8 protein-coding genes and 1 tRNA gene are annotated in these 12,236 nt (G+C 43.1%); 4 read left to right on the forward strand and 5 right to left on the reverse strand.

Annotated features, from left to right (window positions below):
* Positions 1–10 precede the first annotated feature (10 nt).
* Entirely contained in the window at positions 11–799 is a 789-nt protein-coding gene (locus WHS63_RS09745) for an alpha/beta fold hydrolase (RefSeq protein WP_445204949.1), read from the reverse strand.
* Positions 800–890: 91 nt separating this feature from the next.
* On the opposite strand from WHS63_RS09745, the gene WHS63_RS09750 reads away from it, so the two are divergent.
* On the forward strand, positions 891–1,880 hold the full coding sequence (locus tag WHS63_RS09750) for a DNA adenine methylase (RefSeq protein ID WP_445204950.1): 990 nt from the start codon (positions 891–893) through the stop codon (positions 1,878–1,880).
* Positions 1,877–2,368, forward strand: coding sequence for a PD-(D/E)XK nuclease superfamily protein (locus tag WHS63_RS09755; protein WP_445204951.1), 492 nt, complete (start codon positions 1,877–1,879; stop codon positions 2,366–2,368). Before WHS63_RS09750 ends, WHS63_RS09755 begins: the two co-directional genes overlap by 4 nt.
* A 3-nt stretch (positions 2,369–2,371) precedes the next feature.
* Here the strand turns inward: WHS63_RS09755 and WHS63_RS09760 are convergent, their stop codons facing one another.
* Positions 2,372–7,999, reverse strand: coding sequence for a lamin tail domain-containing protein (locus tag WHS63_RS09760; RefSeq protein WP_445204952.1), 5,628 nt, complete (start codon positions 7,997–7,999; stop codon positions 2,372–2,374).
* Between the two features lie 72 nt (positions 8,000–8,071).
* On the opposite strand from WHS63_RS09760, the gene WHS63_RS09765 reads away from it, so the two are divergent.
* Entirely contained in the window at positions 8,072–9,064 is a 993-nt protein-coding gene (locus WHS63_RS09765) for an aspartate-semialdehyde dehydrogenase (protein WP_445204953.1), read from the forward strand.
* Here the strand turns inward: WHS63_RS09765 and hflX are convergent.
* From hflX to WHS63_RS09780, 3 genes are all read right to left on the reverse strand, one after another.
* Complete coding sequence (gene hflX / locus WHS63_RS09770; protein ID WP_445204954.1) at positions 9,045–10,262, reverse strand: GTPase HflX; 1,218 nt, start codon at positions 10,260–10,262, stop codon at positions 9,045–9,047. The genes WHS63_RS09765 and hflX overlap by 20 nt on opposite strands.
* Before the next feature lie 67 nt (positions 10,263–10,329).
* Complete coding sequence (locus WHS63_RS09775) at positions 10,330–11,010, reverse strand: energy transducer TonB (protein ID WP_445204955.1); 681 nt, start codon at positions 11,008–11,010, stop codon at positions 10,330–10,332.
* Between the two features lie 121 nt (positions 11,011–11,131).
* Complete coding sequence (locus WHS63_RS09780) at positions 11,132–11,818, reverse strand: energy transducer TonB (RefSeq protein WP_445204956.1); 687 nt, start codon at positions 11,816–11,818, stop codon at positions 11,132–11,134.
* Positions 11,819–11,999: 181 nt separating this feature from the next.
* Here WHS63_RS09780 and WHS63_RS09785 point away from each other — a divergent pair.
* A tRNA-Ala gene (locus tag WHS63_RS09785) sits at positions 12,000–12,073 on the forward strand.
* Positions 12,074–12,236: the final 163 nt, after the last annotated feature.

Raw genomic sequence — 12,236 nt, forward strand, 5'->3', positions numbered from 1 at the left:
TAAAGATAACTTATTTTAATACCGATTTAATAGCCAAAGCCGTTCTTTCGGGTTCCTCCATAAAGCCCATGTGACCGGAATTTTCAAGGTAGATGGTTTTTGCTTTTTTATGTCGCTCCTGCAACGCTTGGGCTACCTCCATTGAAATTAAATTATCGTATTTCCCAAATATCATGGTAACCGGAAAAAGTGCCTGTTCAATTACGTGGTTGCGATCGGGGCGTTGAGCCATTCCGTTTAGCGCACCAATGATGCCGGCATCGCTTGTGTTTCGGGCAATTGATTTCATGTGCTCAATTTCGCCCGACAGTCTATGGTGATTTTGGTTGGCAAACAATCGCGGGATACTGGTTTGCACAATTTGTTCTTTTTTCCCGTCCCTAACCAGTTTAATGTCGGCCATGCGGGCTGCAAGTTTCTCATGGGAATCGGCATTGGGGGTGGAATGGAACAGGCATAGCCCCGTGAGCCAGTTAGGGTAACGTTCAGCAAAGGCCAAGCTTGCATATCCGCCCATTGAGTGTCCAATAAGATGTACCTTATTGATTGATACCGAACGCATAACCGCGCTTACGCAGTCGGCCATGAAATCCATGCCAATTACCTCCTCCTTGCAAATTGATTTGCCATGTCCGGGCAGGTCAACCGTGAGTATGGTATAATCGGTTTCGAGCTCCACGGTTAGCTCATCCCAAATGGTAAGATTTTCCAAATATCCATGCAGCAGCACCACTGCCGGACCGCTTCCAGTAATACGGTATCGTAATGTGCACTTGGGTAGTTCAATGTAGCCTTCCATATCAAATTGCTTTTGTCAAAAGTATAAAATATCAACATTATGCCTAAAAAAATCTAAAGAAAACTCTAAATTTGTATGAAGATTATATCCTATGACCAAGAAAAGGGATTATAAAACCGATATAGAAAATGATTCAAGGGTTGAAGATCTTTTCAACCCAAGACAATTTGAAGCAAAACCCTTTCTGAAATGGGCAGGGGGTAAAACACAGTTATTGCCTTTATTTAAAAATTTATATCCCAGCGATTTGAAACAAAAAAAGATAAAAAACTATTACGAACCGTTTCTGGGAAGTGGTGCTGTGTTCTTTGATATAGCACAAAACTATGATATTGAAAGTGCATTTCTATACGACATAAACGAAGAACTTGTTTTGACTTATAGAGTAATTCAAAAAGATGTATCTAAATTGCTAGACTTTCTCTATAGGTATCAAAAAACATATCGCAGTCTTGACAAAAAAAACAGAGAAGAATACTTTTATGAACAGAGAACCAATTATAATCTTCAAAAATTTAATGTTGACTATGATAAGTATTCTGATAATTGGGTTCCACGTGCCGCTCAGTTAATTTTTTTAAATCGAACCTGTTTTAACGGTTTATTTAGGGTTAACTCTAAGGGTGAATTTAATTCCCCCATGGGTGATTATGAAAATCCGACAATTTGCGATGAGCAAAATTTGCTGGCTGTTCATAAGGTGCTTCAAATAGCCGAAATTAGAAAAGCAGATTTTTATTCAGTTATTCAGGATCTTAAATCGAACGCATTCATATACTTTGATCCTCCTTATCGGCCTATAAGCAAAACCGCTAATTTCAAACATTATAGTAAAAATGATTTTTCCGATTCTGAACAAATCAGGCTTTCAAAACTATTTAACACATTGAATGAACGGGGCGTACTGCAGATGTTAAGCAATTCCGATCCTAAAAATGTAGATCCTAATGATGATTTTTTTGATACCATTTATCAGAAGTTTAACATTATTAGAGTTCCTGCCAAAAGAATGATTAATTCCAATGCTCAAAAGCGTGGTTTAATCAACGAAATAGTTGTAACCAATTACTCTATAGCATGATGGAAAAAGGAAGTAAAAGTAATGAAACAGGAAATCAACTAGAAAGAGCCGTAGTATCTGTTTTTAGGGGAAAGCGGTTTGAGATAGTAAAATATAGGGACTGGGAAAAAAACAAAGAAAAATACGGAAATGAGTTGTTACTTGTGAATGTTCCATTTACAACAATATACAAACATAGTGGTAATACCGAATTCTTATTGCTATCGGAAAGATATAATATTTGTGCACGAATAGAGTGTAAATGGCAACAAGTGTCAGGTTCTGTTGATGAGAAACTACCCTACTTGTATCTTAATGCAATTGAAGCAATGCCTGAAAATACAATTATCATTCTAATTGATGGACAGGGTTGGAAACAAGGTGCGATTCAATGGCTAAAAGATGCTGTTGCCTCAAAAAAATATTCTAACGAATCTAATAGTTCAAAGCAAATCTTTGTCTTCAACTTAACTGAATTTTTTACCTGGGCTAACAATACGTTTCAATAAATCCTACCTGTACCCAACCACACAGGTTTTCTTTTCCCGGTTAACCTTTCCCGAGAGGTTGAAGTATTCGATGTAAACAATGTAAATACCCGAATTAACCCGTCGGTTTTGGGTGTCGGTTCCATCCCACCTCAACTGCCCCGATGTTCCTAGGGTTAAGTTGTTGGCAAGTCGATAGATTTCAACGCCGTTAGCATTGAAAATCCTGATATTGGCCACATAACCGGGTTCGGGTAACGCGTAGTTTATAAGCAGGTAATCATCGCGGCCATCGCCATCGGGCGAGAAGGTCTCCGGGGCTAAGGTAAAACTGCTATTACTTGCAGTTAAATCGGTATATTGGGAGTTCCGGTATGTTGGGGTTGCAAACCCGGCTGCCTGTGCAGCCGATTGCCATGTGCTTGATTGGTTGGTTGGCATGTTGGGATTGATTCGTTCAAGCGACACCCCTTTAACATCGTTAAGCAGCCGGTTATGCATCTTTTCGGTATAGCGCAATTCATCAACTATGTCGTTGTTGGAGTTTAGTAATACCACATAGCCCTTGTCGATATTAAAAGCTGCCATTTTTGAAACCTTGACAAAAGCAGCGGCATTAAGGCAGGAATAGAACTGTTCAACCTGATTAGGGTTTAGAGTAATTACTGCAAACTCGTTGGGGAACAAAAGTTTTGGCAGTGGCGAAGTGGGATTAACATCTTTTAGGGTATGGTCGGTCTCGTTCCGATTTGCAAGTTTTAGTTGCGAAAGGTCGAAGCATTTGCCAGTTGGATTGAAAAGTTCCACAAAATCGGTTCCACCCACATAGGGGTTGAAAAGAACCTCGTTTATTACAATATCACCCTGATTGGCAATTTGGGGCAGGCCTACCCGGATAACCGTATCGGGCATGATGTTTCCTGCAAAATCGCATAAACCCGAAATGGCAATCTCATATATATTCTGGGGCTCAAGGGGTTCCGATAGCTGAATGGTAACCTGTGTAAAAAGTTGGCTAACACTTATCTCATCAATTTTTAGGCTGGTTTTATAGTTTTCGCGAAGGGTCACGGAAAGACTATCCATAGCTTCATTAAAAACTAGCCGAATGGTTAGGGCATTGGGAACCTCAATGTAGCTTAGTGTTGGTGATGTGATATCGGGATTTGATGCCGATACGGAATTGACTGCACAGGGTGTCCCACCCTCGGGCGCTATACATGCCCGCCAATTGTTTTTACCCTCGGCAAGATTGGTGTAATCGATACATTCCAACGAGTAACCACCTCCAGTTCGCGTAGAATCGTTATACCATTCGGTTGAGTAGTTAGCAAAGCTAATAAGATTTCCTTGCGGGTCGTAGAGTTTGAGCAACATGCCATCGTTTAGTAACGAGGGGAACGATGTTACCGCAATGGCCTTTCCGTAGGGTTTAAAATTGCTTATGGCAGTAGTGCCTCCAATAAGCGCAAACGACTTTGGCAAAATGGTATCGGCAGGAAGTGTAACGGTTTTATTGTTCAGCGTAAGCTGCCAGCCCGATGTAAACACTGTATCGGTACCCGGATTGAAAAGTTCAATGTACTCGTATTCAGGCAAACCATTCGATGGTATGGGGTTGGCCATTATTTCGTTAATAATCAGATGCCCAAAATTACCTTGGGTGCTCAATCCAAACTCAATACTATCGGGCAAACTGTAACCGTTACCATCGGCAATATTCTTAATGCTTAAAATCAATTTATCAAAGGGTAATTTTGGGGTAACAAGCGTAACAGCATTAGTTTCGCTAATTTTTATTTCATTAATATCGATAATTTGCCCGCTGCTCGATTTTAAACGGTAATTATCAATGTTTATAGCCGATTGTGCGGTCACTGGCTTTGAGAAAATGACCCTTATGGTATTCAGGTTTACTATTTTGGCACTGCTTATAACCGGTGGGTAATCGGTAGCGCAAAATTTAAGGTCATCAATCCAGAGTTGTCCTGCACGGCTCGATGTATATGCAAAAACAAACGCCAAATAACCTCCAATCGGATTTGCAACTATAGTTTCGCCACCATAGGTTTTCAAACCATTGGATTTCGGGGTAAACCATAGCTTAAGTATTCCTTTTGGCGAAAGGGTAACAGTGATTTTGACTTCGTCGTTCTCGTTCCAGTCGAAGCCCGATTGAATAATATTACTTCGTTTGCCTGCACCAAATCGCCAAACCGAGATATAATCGTTTCCGCTCGATGGATTTATGCCTACGGCAAAGCCTTGGGCCGCAGAATCCATTGGATTTTCCTGAGTAGATGAAAATGCCAGGTAAAAGTAGTTTTCCGACGATGGATCCCAATTGCCGTTTCTAATGGTTATGCTCCACTCCAAGGCTTTCCCGTTAAGAGTGTTTTCGATGGGTATGCTTATAACCGATTGCTTTGCTCCCGGGTCGCCAGCATGGGCAAGTGAAAGTTCTCCGCCAATTGGCTCTACCCTTGATGCTATCCAATTGTCTATCCCGTTCCAACCTGGTAGCTGGCCCTCAAAGTTCTCATTTATTTGGCAAACATGGTTATATCCGCAGTAAATATTATCCGATACGGCATCGGCTAACCAGCCAAAATAAGATTTAAGCCGATACGTTCCGGTTGATGAAAACTTTACACCACTCCATGTGGCAATGCCTTTGTCGAGCGGTTGAAGTATTGGGTCAACAGTGAGATTACCAGTGCCATTTTGTAATTCAAGCGCTGCATACGCTTGAAATTCGCGGTCAACATTTCCACGGGCATCGCATGCCATTACACTCACGCTGAATGGTTCATTGGGGTTTACTGCAAAGGGTTGGTTCAAAAATCTTAGCCTGTCGGCTTGGATTTCAACTCGGCAGGGTCGGCCAAATATGGTTGATGGAAATGCACTGCTAAAAGCAGTGCTGTTATCAAAGGTACTCCATCCATGGTTGCTTGCAGGTATGTAGAACTGAAACCGGAAAGCATCCACAAGGTTTCTGTCCTTTAAAAAGACTTTGAGAATAAAGTTGGCCGAATCGGCATCGTTTACCAAAAAGTCATCCTCGTTAAAACTGATTTGAAGGGCATTCCCACTAAACGAGAAACCTTTAGGTGTAACAACCGATGTCCCATTGTCCAATACAAAACCTTGAACCATTCGTGCCAGCAATGGTAAGTCGCTTGGATTAAAGGCAAGTAGTTTAATTTGGCTAACGTTCAGCGGTAAATCATCGGTACTGCCGGGGTCTTTCAGTTTAAACCGAATAATTTCGAGGGCTGCCGATGCGTAACTGTTGTTAGGTGTAAAAACAACCGTATCGGACGGCTGGATTAGCGGTGTTGCTATACCGTCGGCATCGCCGCATGTGATGTTACCCGACACGGCATCGTTAAGGTTCGGGTTGCGTGCTATAAGCGTGAACACGCCTGGCGCTGAATAGGTGGCATCAAACTGCGCCTCGCCATTTACAATTGGCGCAGGATTTTCCGATTGCAAAGCAAGCTCACCATTGCCTGTGGCAAGCAGGAGTGTCACATTGGCGTTGAAGTTGGCATCGGGATTACCGTTTGCATCGGTTGGCTTTACCTTTACATTGAATTCTTCGTTAACACCAACGCGGGCAGGAACACTTGTAAACATCAACCTTGAAGCAATCACCCTGATGGTGGCTGTTGCAGAGTTGATGTTGCTTGGGAAAATGGTTGCAAAACGGCTACCAATATCATAGGCCTCAAACATCGGATTTTTCTTATCGATATAGAACTGTATAGTTTGATTATCAACTATACCGCTACTTTTCAGGTATATCCATACACTCAACTCTTTACTTTGGCCATCGGCAATAGTTAATGCACCTTGTGGGAAGGTAATATCAATGGTTGAAGTTTTAATATCCACGCTTGAAGTTGGAATATAGCTTGTACCCTGTTTTACTAAAATGCCTTCAATTACCTTATTTAACGTTGCTGCATTTGCTGTATTTGCCCTGTTCAATCGAATTTTCATCAGGTAGGTAGGAGCGCCATCGCTGCCCGTGTCGGTAATGCGGAATCGCATTATCTCGTTGGCTTGCGCCGGACTGTTAGCCATTGAGCTGATATCGAACGACTGCACCTGTGTGCCAGGAGTTTCGGCAATCGAACTTGTATCGTATCCAATTACTATATAATCGCTTAGGGCCATGCTCAGGCTATCGCCGGTGGCCTTGATCTGAATGGTTCCATACCTATCGTATAGTAAGCTATCCCATTTTGCAACGCCTTGCAGGGCTATCCGGCTTAAACCGTTTGCTGAGCTTAGGTTTCCTAAACCCTCAGCAAGACTTATTGCAACATTACCCATGTAGTCAGTATCTACATTGCCATTGGTATCGGTGGCTGCCACTTCAAGCGTAAAAGGCTTACCAATAATGGCAATTGGCGAGATGTTGCGAAACATTGCCTGTGTTGCGTCAACCCGTATGGTGAATATTCCCGATTGCACCTTGGCCGGAAAGGTTTGCGCAAACCCTGAACCCCAAAGGCTCGATAGAAAGCCATGGTTCTGGTTGTCAATCTCAAACCTCAGGCTGATATTATCGGAAATATTGTTTTGTTTAAGGTAGATACCCAAAGTGAGCTCTACACTTTGACCATCGGGAACAGTGCCATACGTGCTATCTAACTCAATAGTTATCTGTTGGTCGCTAATGCTAACGCTTTGGGTTGGGACTATCAGCCCTTCCTTTTTAAGGGTGATGCCACCAAGCAGGTTACCCCACGATATGGTTTCGGGATCAGGATTTTTAATGGTTATTCGCTTGATGTAGGTTGGCAAACCATCGCCCGAACCCGCATCGGCAATACGAAACCTAAAAACATCAACACTATTTTCAACCGATGTTGATGTAGATGCAATATTGGCGGGTGTTACCTGCTGTGTGGGTTCCAAAACATTTGTGGTTCGGTCGTTTAGATTGATAGACTGATACGTGAACGATATTTCATCGGCCCAAAGCTTCATATCTTGCGCCGATGAGTAACGATATCCAATCCCAAAGAAAGTAAAGTCCTTGTAGCTGTTATCGGTTAATGTACCGTAAGTAATAAGTGAGTTAAAACTACCGTTCACCGATGCGCTTAGAGTAAAGGTGCCATCTGATGTTCTTGTAACCTCAATTGCTCCTGCTTTACCTGTGCCAATCTGTGTTTGCCAGTTTAAGGTTGATGCAAGCACAACCTGAGCGTTTCCATTATCAATGCGCCAAAACTTTAACAGGTCGTCACTACCAGTTAGGTTAACACCTATGGCATACCCCGATTGGCTTGCGCTAGCAATACTGCTATCGGTCATCAGGTAAAACCACCAGCTGTTCGATGCCGAAGGGTCGTAACCGTGACGAATTAGGAATCGCCATGTAACATCGCCCTTTTCAATATCCCAGTTGGGCAAAGCCCTATAAATTGTATCGGTGTAGGCAACGCTGTTGTCGAAGCTATGCCTGAGCGAAGCGCTCCCCGAAAGGGGGCTGCTTGTACTAATCGCCCATCGGTTTTCGGGTTTTTGAATCCAACCCGATAGGTCACCTGTTTCAAAATTGTAACCTACAACTTGCTGCCCAACAATAGGTTTTGCCAGCAGTGTTAAAATAAGTAAGACCGACGCTCGCATTTAAACTATTGTATAATTTTACAATCAAAATTTACGAAAAATTTTAATTAATCACCTGAAAAATATTTCTTTATGCGAGTGGCAGTAGTTGGGGCAACAGGCCTCGTAGGTAGTGTTATGCTTCGCGTTCTTGAAGAGCGCAACTTTCCCGTAGATGAATTAATTCCGGCCGCATCGGAAAAATCGGTTGGTAAAACAGTAAAGTTCAGGGGAACCGATGTCAGGGTATGCTCCGTAGCCGATGCCGTTAAACAGAAACCCGCAGTGGCTATTTTTTCAGCTGGTTCGGCTGCCTCAAAGGAATGGGCTCCAAGATTTGCCGAAGCTGGCACAACGGTTATCGATAACTCATCGTGCTGGCGAATGTACCCCGAAATCCCACTCATCGTTCCTGAGGTTAACGCCGATATTCTTACCCCCAACCATAAAATCATAGCCAACCCAAACTGCTCCACCATTCAGCTGGTGGTGGCAATCAATCCGTTGCATCAAAAGTATCGTATTAAGCGCATAGTCATCTCAACCTACCAATCGGTTACCGGAACAGGTGTTAAAGCGGTGAATCAGCTTTTTGGCGAGCGCCAAGGTCACAATGTCGATATGGCCTACCCACACCCTATTGACCTAAACTGCTTCCCACATGGCGGAACATTTCTTGATAATGGTTACACCACCGAAGAGCAAAAGCTTATTGACGAAACCCGCAAGATTATTGGCGACCAGAGCATCATGGTTTCACCCACGGTTGTTCGTATTCCAGTTATCGGTGGCCATTCCGAGTCGGTAAACCTTGAGTTTGAGCACGATTTCGATCTAAACGATGTATTCGAAATTTTACGCAATGCACCTGGAATTGTGGTACAGGACACCCCCGCCGCAAACCATTACCCCATGCCACGCTTTGCCGAGGGCAAGGATGATGTGTTTGTAGGACGTATCCGACGTGATATTTCCCAACCGCGAAGCCTTAACCTTTGGGTAGTAGCCGATAATCTTCGCAAGGGCGCAGCCACCAATGCCATCCAAATAGCCGAGTTTTTGAACGCTAAAGGTTGGCTTCGGTAATATCGGGGTAGAGGAAATTATCGTAGGGATAACGCGTTACATGTATCTCCCTTACCATCGTGTAAAGCAAAGCACGAAACTCATCAATGTTGATTTTCTGCTTGGCAGAAATGAAAATGGTATGGGTTCCCTTTTTGCTTATCCATGTCCGTTTTAGCTCATCAAGGCTGATGTTCTCGCGGGTGGATGGGGCAAGGTCGTCGTCGGGCTTACGGGTCCAGGTATAGGCATCAATCTTGTTAAAAACAAGAATGGTTGGTTTATCGCCTCCACCAATCTCGTGCAGCGTTTGGTTAACTATATTGATTTGCTCCTCAAAGTTGGGGTGGGCTATATCAACTACATGCAGCAGCAGGTCGGCCTCTCGTACTTCATCGAGGGTTGACTTGAACGACTCCACCAGCTGATGTGGTAGCTTTCGGATAAAACCAACGGTATCGGATAGCAGGAAAGGCAGATTGCCAATTACCACCTTACGCACTGTGGTATCGAGGGTGGCAAAAAGTTTATTCTCAGCAAATACATCCGATTTGCTGATGAGGTTCATAATGGTGGACTTACCCACGTTGGTGTAGCCAACCAGCGCAACACGAACCACGCTTCCTCGATTCTTACGTTGTGTGGCCATCTGGCGGTCAATCTTGTTGAGTTCCTCCTTTAGCTTGGCTATTCGGTCGCGAATAATACGGCGGTCGGTTTCAATTTCACGTTCGCCAGGGCCTCGTAGCCCAATACCTCCGCGCTGACGCTCAAGGTGAGTCCACATTCGTTTTAGGCGGGGAAGCAAGAATTGGTACTGTGCCAGCTCAACCTGGGTTTTGGCGTAAGCCGTTTTTGCCCGTTGGGCAAACACATCGAGTATTAGGTTGGTGCGATCCAGCACCTTGCGTTTAAATTCGTGCTCAAGGTTACGGAGTTGGGTAGGAGAGAGCTCATCGTCGAAAATTACCATGTCCACATCGTTATCATCAATATAAGCAGCAATCTCCTGAACCTTACCGCTACCAATGAATGTGCGTGGGTTGGGTTCATCAATCTTCTGAATAAACCTTTTTAGGGTTATGGCCCCTGCTGTTTCCGTTAGGAATTCCAGCTCATCGAGGTAATCGGTTATCTCCTGTTCTTTCTGAAAAGGGAGCAAAACACCAACCAGTACTGCTCTTTCCTGTTTTTTTGCTGTCGAAATTGGGTTTATCATTTGCCTGTATCAATAAAAAACCCTGAATAATCAGGGTTTTCTTTAACGATTATATCAAAGTTAAGGTTTAATTATTGAGCACAAATTTAATAGGAATTACGAATTTAACCCTAACCTTTACACCATTATTGAATCCTGGCTCCCAGCGGGGCGAACTCGAAACAACCCTTATGGCCTCCCGCTCAAGACTTTTATCTATTTTGTTTAATACCTTAACGTTTGTTACTCTGCCATCGCGCTCAACAACAAATTCAACAAAAGCAACTCCTGCTACCCCATTGTCAATTGCTTCTTGTGGGTAACGGATATTTGGAATAACATATGTGTTACGGAAATGGTTGGCATCGCCCTTGTCAAAGGTTGGCATCACCTCAACACGTTCAAAGGTTTCATCAACTTCTTTTTCCTCAATCCGAATAACTGGAGGAACATAAGCATCCTTGGGTTCCTCAAAAATATCGGTATTATAGTTAGGCTCTACATTGTTATCAACCACAATAATCTTTTCGGAGATTACCACTTTGGGCGGTTCTGGTTTTACCATCTCTTTAGGGTCAGTGGTGATAGGCGGTAACTCAATTGTTCCATTATTGTTACCAAGCTCAGTAATCAGGCTAGTATTGATACCAGCAGGGCTTTTCCATTCAAAGGCCAGGATAGCAAGTAGGATCGATACTGTTAATCCTACTTCAAAGAAGAGGATACGCTTGCTTTCCAGGTCGGCTTTTTTCGATTTTTTTGCTTCCATAACTTTTTATGTTAAAGGGTTTCTAGTAATAAAACGATAACCATACCCCTTTCATTGTGTATAATAAAAAAAATAACCCCGCAAAAAGCGGGGTTAAGTATTCTAATCTTATTTTAAAAAACTACTGAAGCACAAAGATAATTGGAATGGTAAACTGAACGCGAACAGATTTACCGCGCTGTGAACCAGGTTTCCAAATAGGTGACGATGAAACCACGCGTATAGCCTCTTTATCGATAGAGGGGTCAACGCCACGCACAACCTTAACGTTGGTAACCTTTCCGCTTGGTTCAACTACAAAGTTGATAATTACGCGACCCTGAATACCGTTTTCAGCAGCTACATCGGGATACTTTAGGTTTTGCTGTACCCAAACGCGGAAGTTATTGATATCGCCACCCTGGAACGAGGGCATATCCTCTACAATAACGAATGGAGTGTACTCTTCCTCTTCCTGTTCTTCATCCTTGAACGCCATAACTGTAACAGCCTTGTCCTCGGAGAATTCGCTATCAAAGATGTCGGTATTGTCGTTGATATTAACGTTATCGTCAACAACCTTGATAACGTCAGAAACGGTAATCTGCTTGGGTGGTTCAGGGGGTTTAACCTCATCGCGGTTGGTAATAGGAATAATTTCCTGCTCAACCTTTACTTCTGAGGTTTGGGCAAGGTCAACGTTTACGGTGTCAGTGGTTGTCCATTCAAAGGCCAGCAAAACAATACCCAGCGATAAAGCAAGTCCTATCTCAAAGAATAGGAGTTTCTTGTTTTGCAGGTCAACCTTGGGATTTTTCTTTAGTTCCATATTTTTGCGTATTTGGCTCTTGGTATAACGGTTAATTTCCTAATTTATTTTGAGCTACAAAGCAATAAAAATTTTATTTATCTTCCAATGATTATACGTAGTTTTTTAAATCATGTTAAAAAAAATTGTGCGAAATTGGCAGTATAATTAAAAAGTTTTTATTTTTGCAGCGTTATTTTATGGGGGTATAGCTCAGTTGGCTAGAGCGCTTGCATGGCATGCAAGAGGTCAGGGGTTCGACTCCCCTTACCTCCACGGTTAAAGGAATACGCAGGGAAGCGTGTTCCTTTTTTGTTTTCCACCCGTCTCAGTTGTCCAGAGCGTCCCGCAGGAAGCGGGAAGGTCAGGGGTTCGACTCCCCTTACCTCCACGGTTAAAGGAATACGCAGGGAAGCGTGTTCCTTTTTTGTTTTCCACC

It is taken from the genome of Tenuifilum sp. (genome assembly GCF_037481895.1).
Taxonomy (GTDB): Bacteria; Bacteroidota; Bacteroidia; order Bacteroidales; family Tenuifilaceae; genus Tenuifilum; species Tenuifilum osseticum.